We start from the raw sequence: 19,444 nt of genomic DNA on the forward strand, positions 1-19,444 counted from the left end.
TGTTGCAATGTTGCCCCCTTTGCTCTGATGCGGTGCAGCATGTTTGACGCCGCTCACGTAAGCGCCCTATAATCCCGTGTCTTTGGGTCTATAAGCAACGTTGCGAAGGTCGGTAAGTGAGTGATTCTGCACAAAGTATCGCCCGGCCGGTGTACCGAATCGTTGCCCTGCAATTCACAATCGCCGTCCTTTTCTCCGCTCTCGTCGCGTTTTTCGCCGGCGTGGAGAAAGGCTGGTCTGCCGCCATGGGCGGTGCGGTTGCAGTGATCGGCAGCGGGGTGTACGCGCTGATCGTGGCAGGCGGCGAGAACGACGCCAAAGCGGCCATGCGGCGGCATTTTCGCGCCGAGATGGTGAAAGTTTTCATTACAGCAGCGCTGTTCATTGTCGCGCTGGTGCTGTTTCCGTCGGCCTCCTGGTTATGGCTGATCTTGGGTTTTGCAGTGGCGACCTTGGCGTACTGGTTCTCACTGCTCGCAGTTTAATCGCCGGTTTAGACCCTTCGTCAACGACGGGTTCGGACAACAATTCTAAATTCAATATCAACTTATTATGACCACTGAACACGGGGGCCACGCAGCCCCGGCAAACGCCACCGAGTACATCCAGCACCACCTTTCGCACCTGCAGAACCATGACGGCACCTTCAACCTGGACACGTTCTGGGTCTCGGCCGTGCTGGGCTTTGTCTTCCTGGGCGTGTTCTACATGGCGTCCAAGCGCGCCACGTCGGGCGTGCCGGGCAAGCTGCAGAACTTCGTCGAATGGATCATGGAACTGGTCAACGACACCGTCAACAGCGCCTTCCACGCCAAGAGCAACGTCATCGCCCCGCTGGCCATCACGATCTTCGTATGGGTCTGGCTGATGAACGCAATGGACTTCCTGCCGGTCGACCTGCTGCCGAAAGCGCTGGAGTTCTTCGGCGTCTACAAGCTGCGCGTCGTCCCGACCGCCGACGTCAACCACACCTTCGGCATGTCCATCGGCGTGCTGCTGTGCATTATCGGCTTCTCGATCAAGGCCAAGGGCGTCGGCGGCTGGGGCAAAGAACTGCTGACCACGCCGTTCCATGCACACGGCGTGATGGCCATCGTGCTGGCACCGGTGAACTTCCTGTTCCAGATGCTGGAACTGCTGGCCAAGCCAATCTCGCTGTCGCTGCGACTGTTCGGCAACATGTATGCCGGCGAACTGATTTTCATCCTGATCGCGCTGCTGCCATGGTGGGCACAGTGGCTGCTGGGTGGTCCATGGGCAATCTTCCACATCCTGATTGTGACGCTGCAGGCCTTCGTCTTTATGGCCCTGACGGTCGTGTACCTTAGCCTTGCGGTTGAGAAGCACTAATTTCGTAGATAGTTTTCATTTTTCGGTATCTGTAGTTTTTTTTAAATCTTAGGAGAAATCTCAATGCAAGCTCTGATCGCACAAGTACAAAGCATGACCGTTCTGGCAGTCGCTATCATCATCGGCCTGGGCGCCATCGGTACCGCACTCGGCTTCGCTATTCTGGGCGGCAAGTTCCTGGAAGCTTCGGCACGCCAGCCTGAACTGATGCCACAACTGCAAACCAAACTGTTCGTTATCGCTGGTCTGCTGGATGCTATCTCGATGATCGGCGTCGGTGTTGCTCTGCTGTTCACGTTCAACAACCCATTCCTGACCGCCCTGACGACCGCCGTAGCTCAGTAATAACGCTCCAACCGGGGAAACTTTTTAGGAGCAAGGTATGAACATCAATGCGTCTCTCATCGGTCAGATGATCACCTTCGCGGTGCTCGTCTGGTTCTCGATGAAATTCGTCTTCCCGGCGCTGAACAACGCGCTGGATGAGCGTGCCAAGCGTATTGCGGATGGTCTGGCTGCGGCCGACCAGGGTCAGGCTTCGATGGCGGCCGCTGAAAAGCGCGCTGCCGAAGCCCTGACGTCCGCCCGTGACGAAGCTGCCCAGCGCGTCGCGGACGCTGAAAAGCGTGCTCAGCTGATCGCTGAAGAAATCAAGGCCAACGCCAAGGCCGAAGCGGACCGCATCATCGCGACCGCCAAGGCTGAAGCCGACCAGCAAGTCACCCAGGCCCGCGAGCAACTGCGTGCCCAGGTCGCCGACCTGGCCGTCAAGGGCGCCGAGCAAATCCTGAAGCGCGAAGTCAACGCGTCGGCCCACGCCGACCTGCTGAACCGCCTTGCGACCGAGCTGTAATCATGGCCGAACTCGCAACCGTCGCCCGTCCTTACGCGGAAGCCCTCTTCCGCGTAGCCCAGGCTGGCAACCTCGCGCAGTGGTCCGATCTGGTGTCCGAACTGGCCCAGATCGGCGCTCATCCCGAGGTGCTGGCATATGCCCGCAACCCTAAAGTGTCGGACAGCGATGTGGCTGCCGCCATTGCCGCCTTGCTGAAATCGCCGCTCAACGCGGAAGCGAACAACTTCCTCTCGATGCTGGTCGAAAACGGCCGCATCGAGCTGCTGCCGGAAATCGGCGTGCAATTCCACGAGCTGAAAAACAGCGTGGAAGGCGCGGCGGATGCCGATATCACCAGTGCATTCGAGCTGGACGCTGCCCAGACGGCAGGCCTGGTCGCGACGCTGGAAAAGAAATTCGGCCGCAAGCTCAACCCAAGCGTCACGATCGATCCATCGCTGATCGGTGGCGTTCGCGTGGTGGTCGGCGACGAAGTGCTGGACACTTCGGTACGCGCCCGGCTGCAACAGATGCGTGTTGCGCTGACGTCGTAAGCGCACTCCATCGTCTATCGCTGCGGCAGACCCTTATACCCTCGCGCAAGCTGAGAGAAAACAATTAGGAGTTAGTATGCAACTCAACCCATCTGAAATCAGCGAGCTGATCAAGAGCCGGATCCAAGGCATTGACAGCGGCGCTGAAGTGCGCAATCAAGGCACCGTTATCTCGGTTGCCGACGGTATCTGCCGCATCCACGGTCTGTCCGATGTGATGCAAGGCGAGATGCTGGAATTCCCCGGCAACACCTTCGGCCTGGCCATGAACCTGGAGCGCGACTCCGTCGGTTCCGTCATCCTGGGTGCCTACGAGCACATCTCCGAAGGCGACACGGTCAAGTGCACCGGCCGCATCCTGGAAGTGCCGGTCGGTCCGGAACTGCGCGGCCGTGTGGTCAATGCGCTGGGCCAGCCGATCGACGGCAAGGGTCCCGTCGATGCCAAGATGACGTCGCCAATCGAGAAGATCGCACCGGGCGTCATCGCCCGTGAGTCCGTGTCGCAGCCAATGCAGACGGGCCTGAAGTCGATCGACGCGATGGTGCCGATCGGCCGTGGCCAGCGCGAGCTGATCATTGGTGACCGCCAGACCGGTAAATCGGCTGTCGCAGTCGACGCCATCATCAACCAGAAGGGCCAGGGCATGACGTGTATCTACGTCGCCATCGGCCAGAAGGCATCGACCATCAAGAACATCGTGCGTTCGCTGGAACAGCACGGCGCGATGGAATACACCATCGTGGTTGCCGCCTCCGCTTCGGAATCGGCCGCCATGCAGTACATCTCGGCCTACTCCGGCTGCACGATGGGCGAATACTTCCGCGACCGCGGCGAAGACGCCCTGATCGTGTACGACGATCTGTCCAAGCAAGCTGTTGCCTACCGTCAGATCTCCCTGCTGCTGCGCCGCCCACCAGGCCGCGAAGCGTATCCAGGCGACGTGTTCTACCTGCACAGCCGCCTGCTGGAACGCGCAGCCCGCGTGAACGCCGACTACGTGTCCGCCTTCACCAACGGCGCCGTCACCGGCAAGACCGGTTCGCTGACGGCACTGCCGATCATCGAAACGCAGGCAGGCGACGTCTCGGCCTTCGTGCCGACCAACGTCATCTCGATTACCGACGGCCAGATCTTCCTGGAAACCTCGCTGTTCAATGCCGGTATTCGTCCCGCCATTAACGCCGGTATTTCCGTGTCGCGCGTCGGTGGTGCTGCCCAGACCAAGGTCATCAAAAACCTGTCCGGCGGTATCCGTACCGACCTGGCCCAGTACCGTGAACTGGCTGCGTTCGCGCAGTTCGCTTCCGACCTGGACGAATCGACCCGCAAGCAGCTGGACCGCGGTGCCCGCGTGACGGAACTGCTGAAGCAGGCGCAGTACTCGCCGCTGTCGATCTCGCTGATGGGTGCATCGCTGTTCGCCGTCAACAAGGGCTTCATGGACGACATCCCAGTCAAGTCCGTGCTGCCGTTCGAAGCCGGCCTGCACGCATACCTGAAGACCAAGCAAGCTGCTCTGCTGGCCAAGATCGAAGAAACCAAGCAACTGGACAAGGACGCCGAAGCAGCACTGACGGCCGCCATTGCTGATTTCAAGAAATCCGGCGCATTCTAAGCAGCACGGCGGCTGCCCGGTGTACCGGCAGCCGCCACCAAGCGCAAAGGAGTAAGGACTCATGGCAGTAGGCAAAGAGATACGTGGCAAGATCAAGAGCGTAGAAAATACGAAGAAGATCACCAAGGCGATGGAAATGGTCGCCGCATCGAAAATGCGCAAGGCGCAGGATCGCATGCGCGCCGCCCGTCCCTACGCGGACAAGATTCGTAATATCGCGACCAACCTGGCAAGCGCCAATCCGGAATACACGCACCCGTTCCTGGCCGAAGACCAGGGCACGCAGGCAAAAGCGGTGGGGTTCATCATCGTCACGACCGACAAGGGTCTGTGCGGTGGCCTGAACACCAACGTGCTGCGCATGGTGACGAACAAGACCCGTGAACTGGAAGCTGCCGGCAATCGCATCGAAGCCGTGGCAATCGGTAACAAGGGTTTGGGCTTCCTGAACCGTGTCGGCGTGCCCGTGGTGGCACAGGCAACCCAGATCGGCGATACGCCGCACCTGGACAAGCTGATCGGCCCGGTCAAAGTCATGCTGGAGAAGTTCCAGGAAGGTAAGCTCGACGCGGTTTATATCTGCTACACGAAGTTCATCAACACGATGAAGCAGGAACCGATGGTCGAGCAGCTGCTGCCGTTGACGGCGGACAAGCGTGCCGCCGACAAGAGCGGCCACCAGTGGGATTACATCTACGAACCGGATGCAGCGACCGTCATCGACGAACTGCTGGAACGTTACGTGGAAGCCCTGGTGTACCAGTCCGTGGCGGAAAACCTGGCGTCCGAGCAATCGGCGCGCATGGTCGCAATGAAGGCCGCCAGCGACAACGCCGGCAGCGTCATCGGCGAGCTGAAACTGGTCTACAACAAGACCCGCCAGGCAGCAATTACCAAAGAACTCTCTGAAATCGTGTCCGGTGCGGCCGCGGTTTAAAAACGAATTTAACTATATTTGAAGGAACGAACATGGCTGATGGCAAAATCGTTCAGTGTATCGGCGCTGTGGTGGACGTTGAGTTCCCGCGCAACGCGATGCCTAAGGTTTTTGACGCGCTGAAAATGGAAGGCTCCGAGCTGACCCTGGAAGTTCAACAGCAGCTGGGTGACGGCGTTGTCCGTACCATTGCTCTGGGTTCTTCCGACGGCCTGCGTCGCGGCATGACCATCCAGAACACGGGCAAGCCGATCATGGTACCGGTCGGTAAAGGTACGCTGGGTCGCATCATGGACGTGCTGGGCAACCCGATCGACGAACGTGGCCCTGTCTCGCAAGAGCAGACCGCATCGATCCACCGCCTGGCCCCGGCCTACGACGAGCTGTCGCCGTCGCAGGACCTGCTGGAAACGGGCATCAAGGTTATCGACCTGGTCTGCCCGTTCGCCAAGGGTGGTAAGGTCGGTCTGTTCGGTGGCGCCGGCGTCGGCAAGACCGTGAACATGATGGAACTGATCAACAACATCGCCAAGGCGCACTCGGGTCTGTCCGTGTTCGCCGGCGTGGGTGAGCGTACCCGTGAAGGTAACGACTTCTACCACGAGATGGCCGATGCCAAGGTCGTCGACCTGGAAAACCTGGGCAACTCCAAGGTTGCCATGGTCTACGGCCAGATGAACGAGCCGCCGGGCAACCGTCTGCGCGTCGCGCTGACGGGCCTGACGATCGCCGAATCGTTCCGTGACGAAGGCAAGGACGTTCTGTTCTTCGTGGACAACATCTACCGCTTCACCCTGGCCGGTACCGAAGTGTCCGCACTGCTGGGCCGTATGCCTTCCGCCGTGGGCTACCAGCCGACCTTGGCCGAAGAAATGGGCCGCCTGCAGGAACGCATCACGTCGACGAAAACCGGTTCGATCACGTCGATCCAGGCCGTCTACGTCCCTGCGGATGACTTGACCGACCCGTCGCCAGCGACGACCTTCGGTCACCTGGACTCCACCGTCGTTCTGTCGCGTGACATCGCCTCGCTGGGTATCTACCCGGCCGTCGATCCACTGGACTCGACCTCGCGCCAGCTGGACCCGCTGGTCGTCGGTCAAGAGCACTACGACACGGCCCGCGCCGTCCAGGGCACGCTGCAGCGCTACAAGGAACTGCGCGACATTATCGCCATTCTGGGCATGGACGAACTGGCACCGGAAGACAAGCTGCTGGTGGCTCGCGCCCGTAAGATGCAGCGTTTCCTGTCGCAGCCGTTCCACGTCGCTGAAGTGTTCACCGGTTCGCCAGGTAAATACGTTTCGCTGAAAGACACGATCAAGGGCTTCAAGATGATCGCGTCGGGCGAACTGGATCACCTGCCGGAGCAGGCGTTCTACATGGTCGGCACGATCGAAGAAGCCATCGAAAAAGCCAAGAAGCTGGGCTAATCGAAATGGCCCCGGCAGTGCCGGGGCCGTTCAACCTTAGGATTGAAAATGGCAAATACTATTCACGTCGACGTGGTCTCGGCAGAAGAGCTGATCTTCTCCGGCGAAGCCACGTTCGTCGCGTTGCCGGGCGAGCAGGGCGAGCTGGGGATTTATCCGAAGCACACGCCGCTGATCACCCGTATCCGTCCAGGCGCGGTCCGCATCCAGGTTGCCGGCAAATCGGAAGAAGAGTTCGTCTTCGTCGCCGGTGGCCTGCTGGAAGTGCAGCCGAACGCCGTGACGGTACTGGCCGACACCGCGATCCGTGGTCACGACCTGGACGAAGCCAAGGCCCAATCTGCCAAGAAACTGGCGGAAGAAAACCTGGCGAACAACAAGACCGGTATCGACTACGCGAAAGCCCAGGCGGAACTGGCAGCGGCCATCGGCCAGCTGGCAGCGATCGCCAAGCTGCGCCAGGCCAAGCACTGATCTGGCAGCACCCCCTGGAAAGGCAGCTTCGGCTGCCTTTTTTCGCATTTGACTGTTATCAATAAGGAAAGAAGATGCGTCCGTTCCTGCTGTCCTTCCTTGCCGCGCTGGCCGTGTCCTCTGGCGCCGCGCAGGCTGCCGCCCCTGCGGGCGCCCCGAAGGTGCAGGACCTGAGCCTGGCCTTCGACGAGTTCTACCAGCGTACCGAATTCCTGCCGCTGCCGGCCCGCATCGAGGAATTTCGCCGCAGCGTGGGCGCGCGCTTTCCCCAGTTTTACGGCGACGAACGGATCGAGTTTTCCCATGCCGACCAGGACGAGCGCACTGGCGCGGCCATCGTCAAGTACCCCGCCATGCGCGAGGTCTACCTGCGCAAGGCGCGCGGTTTCGGTAAGCAGCTGTCGGACTACGTGACGCAATTCCAGGTCCGCTTCCCGGACTACCGCAACGAACACGAAATCTGGCTGGTGCACTCGCTGGGCGAGATGGACGGCGGCACGCGCGAGCTGTCCGGCCGCAACTACCTCGTCTTCGGTGCCGACGGCCTGGCTCGTTACCACGCCACGGGCGACGACGCGCCGTTCTTCCATCATGAACTGTTCCACACCTACCATGAGCCGGCGCTGCGCGACTGTGCCGGCGACGTCGTGTGGAAGAACCTGTGGACGGAAGGCCTCGCCACATACGCGTCGCAGCAGATGCATCCGGACGCATCGGAGAAGGACCTGCTGCTGGACTTTCCCAGCGGGGCCGCCGTAAAAACCCGGGCCGTGCTGCCCGCTGCCTGGGCCCAGCTGGAACAGGTGCTGGACAGCACCGATCCACAGGTGAGCGCCAGCCTGTTCAGCATGAGCAGCCGCGACCGGACTCTGCCGCAACGGCGCGGCTATTACCTGGGCTACCTGGTGGCGCAGGAGGCGGCCAAGACGCAGGATCTCCACCAGCTTGCCAAGCTGGGCTGCGCACCCGTGCGCGCGCTGGTGACGGCGACGGTGCGCAAGCTGCGGGCAGCCCGCTGACGGTATCGCCCGAGGCCGGATCGGCGTAGAATCTTTCTACCTGCAAGTCACCCCGAGGACCCCATGACATCGAAAACCATCAAGATTGCCCTGGCGCTCGGCCTGCTGTCCGCCTCCGCTGCCGCGCTGGCCGCAACGGATTGCTGCCTGAGCGTCGAATGCTGCCTGCGCATGCTGGGTTGCTGCTGAACGACGCCGCACAGGCAAACGGGCTGCCGCGGCAGCCCGTTTTTCATTGTCTACCTTGCGCAGGGTCCTATTGGCACAGCCCGAACGCCTTGCGCTCCGGGAAGTAGCGATAGGTAAACGTGCGCACCGGGTAGCGGTCGCCGTCGATGACCAGGGCCGGCGGCGTCAGGTCGAAGCGCTGCGGCAGCTTCGACGCCACCCGAAGCCGGGCACGCCACTGGGTTTCGTCCGAATTGGCCACCGCCACCAGCAATTTCGGCACCCCCTCGATGGAATCGACGATCTCCGGCCGGCTGTTGGTGCCGCGCGAATAAAACGTCACCACTTCGGCGCGGGCGATGCGCGGGCCCTTCGGTTGCGTGACGGGATACGTCAACGTGGCAAACTGCGCCTTGGTGCCGCGCGGCAGCAAATAGACGAAACCGAATTCGGCGCCGCCGTCGGGCAACGTGACAGGGCTGGTGGCCGTGATGGTAATGCCGTCGGGCAGGTCGAAACGGGACGTCTCGACGGCGTCGCGGCACTCCGGCGTCTTCGCCATGTACAGCTGGACGGGTTCGTAGCCGTTGCCGCAGGCAGCAAGCAGCAGGGGCGGGAGCAGGGCGGTCAGGGGCGCGAAGCGGCGCATGGTGAAGTCGTTTCGGAAGATGGGGAACCGGCAGTTTACCTGACACCCCGGCCTTGCAACAGTGGCATTGTCCAGCCGTTGCGCGCCGTCGCTGTAACGCCAGCAGCGGCCTGAGCGCGGCTTTGTCCTGCCTTGCCCTATTGCCGCATATTCGGTAGGGCGGGTTGCTTGCCGCAATTAATCCCGGTACGACCTGCGCCTGCTTTGACCCTGCCTCCAACAGCGGTTTTTCCTGGCAATTGCGTGCAGCGCTGGCATATCGCCTGGCCGACGACAGCCGGATAGCGCTGCAATATACCTGGTTGAACTTGCCCAGGCCCGAGCGCGATACGACGCCCCGGCGTTCAATACGAACGTCGCCGTTTCGGCGCCATTACCCTGGGTTATATTCGTCCATTCTGACGGCGCTCGTGCGCCGGTACCCGGTCGATGGTGATAGTCTGTCAGCTCCACAATCGAGGAGTGCACATGATTCACCATCTGGGTATTGTGGTTTCCGATTTCGTGCGCAGCAAGGCGTTGTACGATGCCTGCCTGGCGCCGCTGGGCATTCGCCGCACCGAAACGGATATGGACTGGGCCATTTACGCGCCCGAAAATGGATTCCCGTTTTTATGGCTGGGTTCCGAAGTGCCCACCTACTGGAGCGCGGAAAAGCAGCCCGGCGCTGCGCCCTTGCACCTGGCATTCTGCGCACCGGACCGCGCTGCCGTCGACGCGTTTTATCGCGCCGCGATGGAGGCCGGAGCGGAAGACCACGGCCCGCCCGGCATTCGCGTCAGCTATGCCAATTTCTACAGCGCATATTTCCTCGATTTCGATGGCAATAATATCGAAGCCACATTGCGCGAAGATTAAGTAAGTGCCTGCTAGCGCCGTAAGGCGCTTCTTTACGCTCTTTGTGTGCCATATAGCGGCACGATCGCGCCAGGGCATGGCGCGATCGGCCGGTTGTGTTATGGAATGATCACCGGGACGGCGGGGTCTGCCTTGTCAGCGATATTTCTCCTTGATGCGACTGCTCGCGGCCTTCTGCATGGTTTTCCACTTGCCCCGCTCGGCGATGCGCTGCAACGGCGTTTGTTCGCCACGGCGCACATCGCGCAGCAGCTTATGGAAATTGGCCACCCGGTCGGGATCGACATGGGCAATCACGGCGCAGCCCGGTTCACCTTGGTGCCGGCAATCGCGAAATTGACACTGGGCTGCCAGCGCGTCGATATCGTCGAAAGTGGCCGCCAGGGTCGTTTCATCGGCATCCGGCTGCCACGTGCGCAGTCCGGGGGTATCGATAATACAGGCACCGGTACGGCTGAAATGCAGCGACCGCCCGGTGGTCGTATGCATGCCGCGGCCATCGCTTTTGCGCACGCCCCCCGTATCCTGATGCGCGCGCGTGAGCGTATTCGTCAACGTCGATTTTCCCGTGCCGGAAGCGCCCAATAAGCAAGCGGTCTGTCCCGGTTGCAGCGTCGGTGCCAACAGGTCGATAACGTCGGGCGACAGGGCATTCAAGGCGTGAATCAAAATGGCTGACGGCAATCGATGCTGTAACAAGGAAATTCTTTCGTCGACGGCGTGGCCGATATCGGCCTTGGTCAATACCACCACCGGTGTAATACCGGCAGCCTGGACCAGCGCAATATACCGTTCCAGCCGGCGCGGATTGAAATCGTCGTCCAGTCCCATGACCAGCAGGGCCGTATCGATATTGCTGGCCAATATCTGGCGTCGGCCGTCATTGGCGCGGCGGCTGATCAGCGATAAAGGGGCCAGGCGCTGCGTCAGCCACCATTCGCCGTGCTCCCGCAATTGGGCTAGCACCCAGTCGCCCACGGTCAGATCGCCGTCATGGAGCTTGGGCAAGGCGCGCGCGAGGTATTGCGCGTGGCCGTCATGGATGGTCAATTGCTCGCGCTGGACGGCAATGACGCGCATCAGCCGGTCGTCCGAACGCAGGTCGAGGCCGGCCAGCTGGGTGGCCAGATGTTGGTGGATGCTGTGGTTGAATCCGATGGTGCGTAATGCTTCGATATCGAAGTCGATCATGGTGTGGGGTTCCGAAATCCGTAACGCGCAGGCGCGCGAACACAGCCGGCCACGGGGCGTGGCGGCAACGTTGACAGTCGGCGGAAGTCGGCGCGCGCGAGCGCGGAACACCAGGGTGACGCGGTACCGCGAAACGCGATGTGTATGCGGAGTTACGTGGTGTAGTGGTGCGAGACGATCACGCGGCCGACAGGAGGGCAATATCCAGCATTGACATGGGGTTCTCCTGTAAGCGGTGAAGGGATGGCCAGTGTGTCACCTTGTAGCCGATGCGTCAACAAGCAGCGGCACGCCCGGCCGCACAGGCCCCGTCGCGCACCCCCATAACCGTCGAGCCCGTGTCCACCGTGGGGTCAGACCCCGACATGGACACAGCCTCATCCGTAAAATTCGGGAGGACTGTTGAGCTCGTGTCTTTGTCGGGGTCTGACCCCAAGGTGAACAGTGGGGTCAGACCCCGACATGGACACAGCCTCATCCGTAAAATTCGGGAGGACTGTTGAGCTCGTGTCTTTGTCGGGGTCTGACCCCAAGGTGAACACAGTCTCATCCATAAAAACGCGGCTGTTTGCTTAAGCCGGTACTGCGTCGGCGCTGGCCTGCCGCCGCACCGTGCGCACGTCGCAGCGTGCCGGCGCCAGTGCCGCCTGCAGCACGGCCAGCGCCAGCGCCGGTTGCGATGCGCCGCACATGAAGACGTCGGCGGCGGCGAAGTGCTGTTCCGGCCACGTGTGGATCGAGATATGTGATTCGGCCAGCAGCACGACGCCCGTGACGCCCTGGCCGGGGCCGAAGGCATGGAAGTGGCTGTGCAGGATGGTGGCGCCGGCGGCCAGCGCCGCCGCGCGCAGCAACGCCTCGATGGCGGCGCAGTCGGTCAGCAGGGCGGGCGCGATGCCGGACAGGTCGGCCAGCAAATGCGTGCCTTCGGCGCGGTAGGAGGTCGTCGTCATTTGTGGCCGCCGCCGCCGCCCCAGCTGCCGCCGCTGCTGCCGGTGCTGGACGACCAGCTGCTGCCACCGCGGCTGCTGCTGCCGCCCGAGCCGTCGATGAGATTGGCCCAGCTGGCAATGGCCGACAGCACCGCGACGGCGAAGGCGTACATCATGAATTTATTCATTGTCGCTCACCGTCGTTCGTTCAGCCAGTCGAGGAAACGGGCGGGCAGGTACACCGCCGCCGACCCCAGCACCGTGTACAGGTAAGTGGCGCGGAAACCGAACACCAGGGGAATGGCGTTGATCAGCAACATGCCGATGATGAACATGACGGCCACGTCGCGGTAGGTCCGGTCCGGCGCGTTGCCCCCCTTGGTGCGGGGCGCCGCCTTCTTCGCCTTCGCCTTCGGATCGAACCACGCCTGCACCTGGTCATGGGCCACCGGCGTCGACTTCGACCACGTCAGCTCATGCGCCGTCAGCTCGGCCGCCAGGTGCACGCCGTTGCGCTCGAATTCGACGATGCGCGTGGCGTCGCCCACCTGCACGCGCCAGTTGAAGGCGCCGGCGGCGAACGTCACCGTGGCGCGGTAGTCGTACTGCTGTTCGAAACGCACGCTGCCCAGTTGCGCCTTCTCGCCCTGCCAGCGGGGCCAGTCGTCCATCACCTGCGACTTGAACCAGCCGTCGTCCGTCTCTTCCAGCCACGTGAAGCCGCCGCGCGCGCCGTACAGCAGGTACTCGGTCCACGTCGAGCCCTCGTCGTCCATCCGGCGCATCACGCCGATAACGGTGATCTTCTGGTTGCCCAGCTTGCCCTCCGCACCCAGTTCCAGCGTGGTGCGAACGGCCTTCACCTTTTCGCCCGCCTGCAGCACCTGGGCCTGGGGACTGGCTGCATCGAGCTGGGCGCGGCAGGCCTTGCAGACCAGGCTTGCCGTCAGGCCGGGCAGATACTGGATGGCGTTGCCGCACGATGGGCAGGACAGCGCCGCAAGCTTGCCCCGGTAACGGCCCGCCGTTTGCAGGATGGTGTCGTCGTCGCGCAGCAGCTGGCACTTCAGGCCTTCCAGGGTGGCGGCTTTGCCGCCATACAGTTGCGGCGCGGCGCCGTCGGAGTAGTCCAGGGTGACGAAGGCCGTGCCCTGGCGCAGGTCGGCCACGCGGGCCTGCCAGCCGGCACCGACGATGAAAGGCAGCTCGCCCTGGCCGCCGACGCATTCGGCCGTGCGCACGTCGGCGGCGGTGTAGCGCTCCGTGCCGATCTGGTATTCCTGGCCCGGGCGCAGGGTCTCGAAGGCGGGCAGGGAGGCAGGGGTGTCGCGCGCCGTCGTGACGGTGTACTGGCCCGACGCATCGGCCAGCCAGCCGCTGCTGCCGTCGTCGAACAGGATATGCCACTCGTTCCACATGCCGGCGTCGTAGCGCAGCTGCAGCCGGCCGACAACCGTGAAGCCGCGCTGGCCCCAGGTGCCGCTCGTGCCCAGCTGGATCGGCGAGTAATCCTCCAGCACCTCGGCGACCTTGCCCAGCTCGCGCACGGCCGCCGGGTCCTTGACGACGCCGGTGCGGCAGAATTCGCACACGGCCATGACGGACGCGTGGGAGCGAAAGCGCACGCCGGCGCCGCAGCTGGGACAGGAAACGGTCAGCAAATCAGGCCAGTCTTAGCCGATCAGCTTTTTCAGCAGCTCGGCCTTGGTGCCGTCGTAGTCGGCCGCGGAGATCAGGCCCTTGTCCAGCAGGCCCTTGAGTTTTTCCAGGCGTGCCTCGATCGAGTCCTCGGCCGGCGCGGCAGCGACTGGCGCCACGGCGGCTTGCGGCGCGGCGGGCGTCAGGGAAGCACCGACCGCCTGGCCCATGGCCTGGCCGATCGTCACGCCCGCGCCCAGGCCGGCGCCGATGCCGGCGATGCCGCCTTCGTTCTGGGCCGCCAGCGGAATGGCCGTCGCCGTCTGGTAGCGGGTGAAGCCCGTCATCTTGTCCGAGGACAGGCTGCCCTTCATGCCGGCGGCGATGCGCTCGTCCAGCGCGGCCTGCAGTTCCTCGGGCAGGCTGACGCTGGCCACGTTGAATTCGTCCAGCGCGATGCCGTAGCGGGCGAAGGCGTCGGCCAGGTCGCCCTTGACCTCCTGCGCCATCAGGGCCTGGTTGGCCGCCATGTCGAGGAAGGCCACGTTCGAGCCGCCCAGCGAGCTGGCCATCGTCGCCAGCAGGATGCCGCGCAGCTGGTCCTCGACCTCGTCGCGCGTATAGGCCGCGCGCGTGCCGCTGATCTCCGTGAAGAACTTGCGGGCGTCGGCCACGCGATACGAATACATGCCGAAGGCGCGCACGCGGATCATGTCGAAATCCTTGTCGCGGATCGTGATCGGCTGCGGCGTACCCCACTTGCGGCCCGTCTGCACGCGCGTGCTGAAGAAGTAGACGTCGGACTTGAACGGCGCGTCGAACAGCTTGTCCCAGTTTTTCAGGTTGGTCAGCACCGGCAGCGTCTGCGTCGTCAGCTTGTGGGTGCCGGGGCCGAACACGTCGGCGATCTGGCCTTCGTTGACGAACACGGCCACCTGCGATTCACGCACCACCAGCACGCCGCCGTTCTGGATCTCGAAGTCCTGCATCGGGTAGCGCCAGGCCAGCACGCCTTCCTCGTCCTCGTTCCATTGCAGGACGTCGATAAACTGCTTCTTGATAAAGCTGCCGATACTCATGGGGTGCCTCCGGACGAATTGGGGTGTTTTATGAAACGCAGGCGGCATTGATGCCGCCGATGGCCAGGGCGATGGCGCCGAGCAGGCCGCCGAAGGCGCTGTTGCCGGATTCGATCTGGTCCTTCGCATTTTTCAAGGTGCGCGAAGCGATGGCATAGGCCAGTGCCTGCACGATCATGGCGCCGAAGGCCCAGGCGAAGAATTCCTGGTAATTGCGGGTGTGCAGCAGGCTCGACGCAATCGTCAGCGAGAAGCCCAGCAGGGCGCCGCCCAGCGACAGCATGGCCGCGTGGTTGCCCTGGCGGATCAGCAGCACTTCATCGTACGGCGTCATCCACGTGTAGGCGCGAAAGAATACGGCCAGCAGCGCGGCGGCCAGAAACAGGTGAATCAGGTAATTGGCGACGGCGTACACGATGATCCCGTTTTTATCTCGCAATGAATTATAGTAGCTGGCTTGCCGGTAAAAAGATATTACGCAGCATATTAAGCGAAAGATATTAAGCGATAAAGCCCGCGATGAACAAAAAGATTCTGATCCTCTCCGTATTCGTCGTCGCATCGTGCGGACTGGCTTATGAACTGATAGCCGGCGCCTTGGCCAGCTACCTGCTGGGCGATTCGATCCTGCAGTTCTCCACCATTATCGGCTGCTACCTGTTCGCCATGGGCGTCGGCGCCCACCTGGCGCAGTACGTGAAGGATGAAGACGTGCTGTCGCGCTTCGTCGACATCGAACTGGCCGTCGGCCTGATCGGCGGCGTCTCGGCCGCGCTGCTGTTCCTCACCTTCTCCTGGGCCGCCGCACCATTCCGGCTGATGCTGTACGTGATCGTCTTCCTCGTCGGCGTCTGCGTCGGCATGGAAGTGCCGCTGGTGATGCGGGCGCTGAACGCGCGCCAGACGGCGTTCTCGGAACTGGTCAGCCGCGTGCTGACCTTCGACTACCTGGGCGCGCTGGCCGTGTCGCTGCTGTTCCCGCTGGTGCTGGCGCCGCACCTGGGCCTGGTGCGTTCGGGCTTCCTGTTCGGCATGCTCAATATCGGAGTGGCCTTGTGGACCATCTACGTCTTCCGCGCCGAGCTGACGGAACTGACCGGCCGCACCTTGCGCGCCTGCGCCGTGCTGGCGGTATTGATGTTCGGCTTCGCCGGCGCCGACCGGCTGACGCACTGGGGCGAGCATGGCCTGTTCGGCGACGAGATCGTGTATGCCACCAGCACGCCCTACCAGCGCCTCGTCATCACGCGCTGGAAGGACGACCTGCGCCTGTACATCAACGGCAACCTGCAGTTCTCCTCGCGCGACGAGTACCGTTACCACGAGGCCCTGGTGCACCCGGCGCTGGCGGCGCTGCCGTGGGCCAAGCGGGTGCTGGTGCTGGGCGGCGGCGATGGCCTGGCGCTGCGCGAAGTGCTGCGCTACCGCCATATCGAACATGTCACTGTCGTCGACCTGGACCCGGCCATGACGGCCGCCTTCACCCAGCGCGAGGAACTGCGCCGCCTGAACCACGACAGCTTCCACGACCGGCGCGTGAAGGTCGTCAATGCCGATGCGGCGATCTGGCTGCAGCAGCCGGAGCAGGCCGACGCCATGTTCGATGCCGTCATCGTCGACTTCCCCGACCCGTCCAGCTTCGCGCTGGGCAAGCTGTACTCGGTGCCGTTCTACGGCATATTGAAAAAACACCTGGCCGCCAAGGGCATCGTCGTGGTGCAATCGACGTCGCCGTTCTTTGCGCCGCACGCCTACTGGACCGTCAACGCCACCCTGCGCGATGTGGGCATGCGCACCTGGCCCTACCACGCCTACGTGCCGTCGTTCGGCGAGTGGGGTTTCATCCTCGCGTCGCCGCAGCTGAACTACCAGCCGCCCGCGTCCTACCCGCTGCCGCTGCGCTTCCTGAACGGGCAGACCACGCGCGAAATGTTCGTCTTCCCGCCGGACATGCAGCCGCTGCCGATGGCGCCGAACCGGCTGAACACCCAGTCGCTGGTGCACGAGTTCGAGCAGGACTGGCGCCGCACGATCCGCTGATGCAGCGCCGCACCTTCCTCTTCGGCGCCGCCGCCGGCACGGCCGCTGCCGCCAGCGTGGCGGGCTGGCGCCACCTGCACGAAGTCACGCCCGCCATCCACGCGCCGGGGCGGGAGCTGGGCCACTACCTGCGCGACCGCAGCCTGGTGCCGGCGCCGGTACAAATCATCGAGACCGATATCGCCATCCTCGGCGCCGGCATGGCGGGGCTGACGGCGGCATGGCAGTTGCGCCGCGCCGGCCATGACGACTTCCTGCTGGTGGACGGCCCCGAACCGTTCGGCAATGCCGCCGGCGGCCGGCATGGCGACCTGGCCTACCCCACCGGCGCGCACTACCTGCCGTTGCCGTCGCGCGACTGCGCGCACGTGCGCGACATCCTGGCCGACCTGGGCATCCTGCTGCGCGATCCGCACGGCGAGCGGCCCACCTACGACGAGCGCTTCATCCTGCACGCGCCGGAAGAACGCCTGCTGCGCGACGGCCGCTGGCACGAGGGCATCGTGCCGCACGCAGGCGTGCCGGCGCCGGAGCTGGCCGAGCACCGGCGCTTCTTCGCCGAGATGGCGCAGCTGCGCACCCTGCGCGGCGCCGACGGCCGGCGCGTGTTCACCTTGCCCAGCAGCCTGTGCTCGCGCGACCCGGCCTGGCTGGCGCTGGACACGCTGACCATGCGCCAGTGGCTCGGGCAGCAGGGTTATCGCTCGCCCACCTTGTACTGGTACGTGGATTACTGCTGCCGCGACGACTACGGCGCCACGGCGGAGCGGGTTTCCGCCTGGGCCGGCCTGCATTACTTCTGCGCGCGCGGCGGCGAGGCGGCGAATGCGGCCGACGGCGCCTGGCTGACGTGGCCGGGCGGCCTGCAACCGCTGGCCGAAGGCCTGCTGGAACGGGCGCGGGCCCGCCGCCTGGCCGGCGCCGCCGTCTCCGTACGCACCGTCGGCGACCGGGTCGAGGCGCTGTGCTGCACGCTGGAGGGCGGCAAGCCGCGCAGCACTCTGGTGCGGGCGCGCAAGGTCATCTGCGCGATGCCCCTCTTCGTCGCCAGCCGCGTGGTGGAGAACATCGGCCGCTTCGGCTTCGACCCGGCCAGCCACCTGCCCGCGACCGCGCCGTGGCTGGTGACGAACTACCTGCTGCGGGGCTTCCCGGCCGAGCTGCCGGAAGCGCCCCTATCGTGGGACAACATGGTCTACCGGGACGGCGGCGGCCCGAACCTGGGCTATGTCGTCTCGACCCACCAGGACATCCGCGTCGCCCCGCCCGCCCGCACCGTCTTCACGACGTATGCGGCGCTGTCCGACCGCACGCCGCTGGACGGACGCCGCTGGCTGCAGACGGCCAGTCCGGACGAGCTGCTGGCGCTGGCCGGCGCCGACCTGCACGCTGCCTACGGCAGCGGGATCGACCGCCATATCGAGCGGGCCGACATCACCTTGCGCGCGCACGCCATGGCGATCCCCCTGCCGGGCTTTCGCACCAATGCCGGGCTGGCGGCCTTGCGCGACGCCGATGGCCCGGTCCTGTTCGCGCATGCCGACTTGTCCGGTTTTTCCGTGTTCGAGGAGGCGTCGTGGTGGGGCGTGCAGGCGGCGCTGCGGGCCATGGGCTAGCGAAGGCGGTAACGGCGGCCTCGCCGGTTCACGACGCGGGCGACGCCTTCAGCCCGACGATGCCGACAAAGATCAAGGCCATGAACAGCAGGCGCGGCGCCGACACGTGCTCGGCGAAGCAGACGATGCCGACCAGCGTGACGCCGACGGCCCCGATGCCCGTCCACACGGCATAGGCCAGGCCCAGGGGCAGCGCGCGCACGGCCGTGGCAAGCAGGTAGATGCTGGCGAAGGCGGCCAGCACCGCCAGCACGCTGGGTGTGGGGCGGGTCCAGCCGTCGGAGGATTTCAACGCAAAGGCCATGGCGATTTCCAGCACGCCGGCCGCCAGCACCAGCGCCCACGCGGCCAGGCTAGACACGGGTCGCCTCCGTTGTCTTCTGCAAGCCGCGCCGCACTGCCTCGCGCGCGCCCAGCCGTTGCAGCCAGTCTTGCACGCGGGGGTAGTCGCCGATGGCGATGCCCAGCTCTTCGTGGGTCGCGAGCCACGGGTAGAAGGCGATGTCGGCCACCGTGTAGCCGTCGCCAGCGATATGGCGCGATGCGGCCAACCGGCTGTCGATGACGCCGTAGAGGCGCTGCGTCTCGCGCGTGTAGCGGGCCAGCGCCAGGGCATCGCGTTCGGGCGTGGCATGCCGGAACCACCACAGTTGTCCCAGCATGGGCCCCACGCTGGCGGCCTGCAGGAACAGCCATTGCAGCACCGTGTCGCGTCCTGGCGCATCGGTGGGCATCAGCCGGCCCGTCGCTTCGGCCAGGTGGAACAGGATGGCGCCCGATTCGAACAGCGCGCACCCGCTGGCCTCGTCGACCAGCACGGGGATCTTGCCGTTCGGGTTCAGGCCCTGGAAAGCCGGTGCGTGCTGCTCGCCGGCCGCCAGGTCGACCGCGCGGATGCGGTATTCCAGGTCCAGCTCCTCGAGCGCGATGGGAATCTTCCGGCCATTGGGGGTGTCGGCAAGGTAGGCGGTGTACATGAGTGAGCTCCTTCATTGAGAAGGGTCCAGCGTAGCCTGTGCAACAATGACGAACAATTCCCTGTCGCCGCATAAC

Annotated in this window: 23 protein-coding genes; 14 read left to right on the forward strand and 9 right to left on the reverse strand. The window is 64.0% G+C overall.

Annotation, left to right across the window (positions count from 1 at the left end; all coding sequences use genetic code 11):
• The first annotated feature begins 116 nt into the window (after positions 1-116).
• The 11 genes from GM672_RS01080 (at position 117) to GM672_RS29515 (ending at position 8,409) form a co-directional block, all read left to right on the forward strand.
• Positions 117-485 (forward strand): ATP synthase subunit I, encoded by a 369-nt coding sequence (locus tag GM672_RS01080; protein ID WP_170299883.1) that lies wholly within the window; start codon positions 117-119, stop codon positions 483-485.
• Positions 486-552: 67 nt separating this feature from the next.
• Entirely contained in the window at positions 553-1,350 is a 798-nt protein-coding gene (gene atpB / locus GM672_RS01085) for a F0F1 ATP synthase subunit A (protein WP_155468684.1), read from the forward strand.
• Positions 1,351-1,413: 63 nt separating this feature from the next.
• Positions 1,414-1,695, forward strand: a complete 282-nt coding sequence (gene atpE / locus GM672_RS01090) for a F0F1 ATP synthase subunit C (protein ID WP_155468685.1) — start codon at positions 1,414-1,416, stop codon at positions 1,693-1,695.
• A gap of 37 nt (positions 1,696-1,732) precedes the next feature.
• Positions 1,733-2,203, forward strand: coding sequence for a F0F1 ATP synthase subunit B (locus tag GM672_RS01095; RefSeq protein ID WP_155468686.1), 471 nt, complete (start codon positions 1,733-1,735; stop codon positions 2,201-2,203).
• Positions 2,204-2,205: 2 nt separating this feature from the next.
• Positions 2,206-2,739 (forward strand): F0F1 ATP synthase subunit delta, encoded by a 534-nt coding sequence (locus tag GM672_RS01100; protein WP_155468687.1) that lies wholly within the window; start codon positions 2,206-2,208, stop codon positions 2,737-2,739.
• A gap of 76 nt (positions 2,740-2,815) precedes the next feature.
• Positions 2,816-4,357: a F0F1 ATP synthase subunit alpha gene (gene atpA / locus GM672_RS01105; protein WP_155468688.1), complete on the forward strand. Its 1,542-nt coding sequence runs from the start codon at positions 2,816-2,818 to the stop codon at positions 4,355-4,357.
• 61 nt (positions 4,358-4,418) lie between these two features.
• Positions 4,419-5,294 (forward strand): F0F1 ATP synthase subunit gamma, encoded by an 876-nt coding sequence (gene atpG, locus GM672_RS01110; protein ID WP_155468689.1) that lies wholly within the window; start codon positions 4,419-4,421, stop codon positions 5,292-5,294.
• Positions 5,295-5,326: 32 nt separating this feature from the next.
• Positions 5,327-6,727, forward strand: coding sequence for a F0F1 ATP synthase subunit beta (gene atpD / locus GM672_RS01115; protein ID WP_155468690.1), 1,401 nt, complete (start codon positions 5,327-5,329; stop codon positions 6,725-6,727).
• A gap of 48 nt (positions 6,728-6,775) precedes the next feature.
• Positions 6,776-7,201 carry a F0F1 ATP synthase subunit epsilon gene (locus tag GM672_RS01120; protein ID WP_155468691.1) on the forward strand — a complete coding sequence of 142 codons (426 nt, stop codon included), beginning with the start codon at positions 6,776-6,778 and terminating at the stop codon, positions 7,199-7,201.
• Positions 7,202-7,275: 74 nt separating this feature from the next.
• Positions 7,276-8,220, forward strand: a complete 945-nt coding sequence (locus tag GM672_RS01125) for a hypothetical protein (RefSeq protein ID WP_155468692.1) — start codon at positions 7,276-7,278, stop codon at positions 8,218-8,220.
• 63 nt (positions 8,221-8,283) lie between these two features.
• A complete protein-coding gene (locus GM672_RS29515) occupies positions 8,284-8,409 on the forward strand; it encodes a hypothetical protein (RefSeq protein WP_260099009.1) in 126 nt (41 codons plus the stop codon).
• A gap of 67 nt (positions 8,410-8,476) precedes the next feature.
• Here the strand turns inward: GM672_RS29515 and GM672_RS01130 are convergent, their stop codons facing one another.
• On the reverse strand, positions 8,477-9,037 hold the full coding sequence (locus tag GM672_RS01130; RefSeq protein WP_155468693.1) for a hypothetical protein: 561 nt from the start codon (positions 9,035-9,037) through the stop codon (positions 8,477-8,479).
• A 468-nt stretch (positions 9,038-9,505) separates the two neighbouring features.
• On the opposite strand from GM672_RS01130, the gene GM672_RS01135 reads away from it, so the two are divergent.
• Positions 9,506-9,895: a VOC family protein gene (locus tag GM672_RS01135; protein WP_155468694.1), complete on the forward strand. Its 390-nt coding sequence runs from the start codon at positions 9,506-9,508 to the stop codon at positions 9,893-9,895.
• Positions 9,896-10,030: 135 nt separating this feature from the next.
• Here the strand turns inward: GM672_RS01135 and rsgA are convergent, their stop codons facing one another.
• From rsgA to GM672_RS29080, 6 genes are all read right to left on the reverse strand, one after another.
• A complete protein-coding gene (gene rsgA / locus GM672_RS01140) occupies positions 10,031-11,086 on the reverse strand; it encodes a ribosome small subunit-dependent GTPase A (RefSeq protein ID WP_155468695.1) in 1,056 nt (351 codons plus the stop codon).
• 572 nt (positions 11,087-11,658) lie between these two features.
• A complete protein-coding gene (speD, locus tag GM672_RS01145) occupies positions 11,659-12,039 on the reverse strand; it encodes an adenosylmethionine decarboxylase (protein ID WP_155468696.1) in 381 nt (126 codons plus the stop codon).
• On the reverse strand, positions 12,036-12,206 hold the full coding sequence (locus GM672_RS28205; protein ID WP_170299884.1) for a hypothetical protein: 171 nt from the start codon (positions 12,204-12,206) through the stop codon (positions 12,036-12,038). Before GM672_RS28205 ends, speD begins: the two co-directional genes overlap by 4 nt.
• Positions 12,207-12,212: 6 nt before the next feature.
• Entirely contained in the window at positions 12,213-13,643 is a 1,431-nt protein-coding gene (locus tag GM672_RS01150) for a DUF4178 domain-containing protein (RefSeq protein WP_229427733.1), read from the reverse strand.
• 48 nt (positions 13,644-13,691) lie between these two features.
• The gene (locus GM672_RS01155; RefSeq protein ID WP_155468698.1) at positions 13,692-14,735 is read right to left on the reverse strand and encodes an SPFH domain-containing protein; all 1,044 of its coding nucleotides are present in this window, start codon (positions 14,733-14,735) and stop codon (positions 13,692-13,694) included.
• 28 nt (positions 14,736-14,763) lie between these two features.
• A complete protein-coding gene (locus GM672_RS29080) occupies positions 14,764-15,150 on the reverse strand; it encodes a DUF350 domain-containing protein (protein ID WP_229427734.1) in 387 nt (128 codons plus the stop codon).
• 104 nt (positions 15,151-15,254) lie between these two features.
• Here GM672_RS29080 and GM672_RS01165 point away from each other — a divergent pair, with 104 nt between their 5' ends.
• Positions 15,255-16,775: a polyamine aminopropyltransferase gene (locus GM672_RS01165; protein ID WP_155468700.1), complete on the forward strand. Its 1,521-nt coding sequence runs from the start codon at positions 15,255-15,257 to the stop codon at positions 16,773-16,775.
• Entirely contained in the window at positions 16,775-18,391 is a 1,617-nt protein-coding gene (locus GM672_RS01170) for an FAD-dependent oxidoreductase (protein ID WP_155468701.1), read from the forward strand. Before GM672_RS01165 ends, GM672_RS01170 begins: the two co-directional genes overlap by 1 nt.
• Positions 18,392-18,419: 28 nt before the next feature.
• Here GM672_RS01170 and GM672_RS01175 read toward each other — a convergent pair whose 3' ends face one another.
• Both GM672_RS01175 and GM672_RS01180 read right to left on the reverse strand, forming a co-directional pair.
• On the reverse strand, positions 18,420-18,752 hold the full coding sequence (locus GM672_RS01175; protein ID WP_188916010.1) for a DMT family transporter: 333 nt from the start codon (positions 18,750-18,752) through the stop codon (positions 18,420-18,422).
• A complete protein-coding gene (locus tag GM672_RS01180) occupies positions 18,745-19,368 on the reverse strand; it encodes a glutathione S-transferase family protein (RefSeq protein ID WP_155468702.1) in 624 nt (207 codons plus the stop codon). Before GM672_RS01180 ends, GM672_RS01175 begins: the two co-directional genes overlap by 8 nt.
• Positions 19,369-19,444 lie beyond the last annotated feature (76 nt).

Source organism: Pseudoduganella buxea, assembly GCF_009720835.1.
GTDB classification, from domain to species: Bacteria; Pseudomonadota; Gammaproteobacteria; order Burkholderiales; family Burkholderiaceae_D; genus Rugamonas; species Rugamonas buxea.

Coding starts and splice junctions, on each gene's coding strand:
- GM672_RS01170 (WP_155468701.1), top strand. CDS start 16,775: ATGCAGCGCCGCACCTTCCTCTTCGGCGCCGCCGCCGGCACGGCCGCT.
- GM672_RS01165 (WP_155468700.1), top strand. CDS start 15,255: ATGAACAAAAAGATTCTGATCCTCTCCGTATTCGTCGTCGCATCGTGC.
- atpB (WP_155468684.1), top strand. CDS start 553: ATGACCACTGAACACGGGGGCCACGCAGCCCCGGCAAACGCCACCGAG.
- GM672_RS01100 (WP_155468687.1), top strand. CDS start 2,206: ATGGCCGAACTCGCAACCGTCGCCCGTCCTTACGCGGAAGCCCTCTTC.
- GM672_RS01155 (WP_155468698.1), bottom strand. CDS start 14,735: ATGAGTATCGGCAGCTTTATCAAGAAGCAGTTTATCGACGTCCTGCAA.
- GM672_RS29515 (WP_260099009.1), top strand. CDS start 8,284: ATGACATCGAAAACCATCAAGATTGCCCTGGCGCTCGGCCTGCTGTCC.
- speD (WP_155468696.1), bottom strand. CDS start 12,039: ATGACGACGACCTCCTACCGCGCCGAAGGCACGCATTTGCTGGCCGAC.
- GM672_RS01180 (WP_155468702.1), bottom strand. CDS start 19,368: ATGTACACCGCCTACCTTGCCGACACCCCCAATGGCCGGAAGATTCCC.
- GM672_RS01095 (WP_155468686.1), top strand. CDS start 1,733: ATGAACATCAATGCGTCTCTCATCGGTCAGATGATCACCTTCGCGGTG.
- atpA (WP_155468688.1), top strand. CDS start 2,816: ATGCAACTCAACCCATCTGAAATCAGCGAGCTGATCAAGAGCCGGATC.
- GM672_RS01120 (WP_155468691.1), top strand. CDS start 6,776: ATGGCAAATACTATTCACGTCGACGTGGTCTCGGCAGAAGAGCTGATC.
- GM672_RS01125 (WP_155468692.1), top strand. CDS start 7,276: ATGCGTCCGTTCCTGCTGTCCTTCCTTGCCGCGCTGGCCGTGTCCTCT.
- GM672_RS28205 (WP_170299884.1), bottom strand. CDS start 12,206: ATGAATAAATTCATGATGTACGCCTTCGCCGTCGCGGTGCTGTCGGCC.
- rsgA (WP_155468695.1), bottom strand. CDS start 11,086: ATGATCGACTTCGATATCGAAGCATTACGCACCATCGGATTCAACCAC.
- GM672_RS01130 (WP_155468693.1), bottom strand. CDS start 9,037: ATGCGCCGCTTCGCGCCCCTGACCGCCCTGCTCCCGCCCCTGCTGCTT.
- atpE (WP_155468685.1), top strand. CDS start 1,414: ATGCAAGCTCTGATCGCACAAGTACAAAGCATGACCGTTCTGGCAGTC.
- GM672_RS01135 (WP_155468694.1), top strand. CDS start 9,506: ATGATTCACCATCTGGGTATTGTGGTTTCCGATTTCGTGCGCAGCAAG.
- atpD (WP_155468690.1), top strand. CDS start 5,327: ATGGCTGATGGCAAAATCGTTCAGTGTATCGGCGCTGTGGTGGACGTT.
- atpG (WP_155468689.1), top strand. CDS start 4,419: ATGGCAGTAGGCAAAGAGATACGTGGCAAGATCAAGAGCGTAGAAAAT.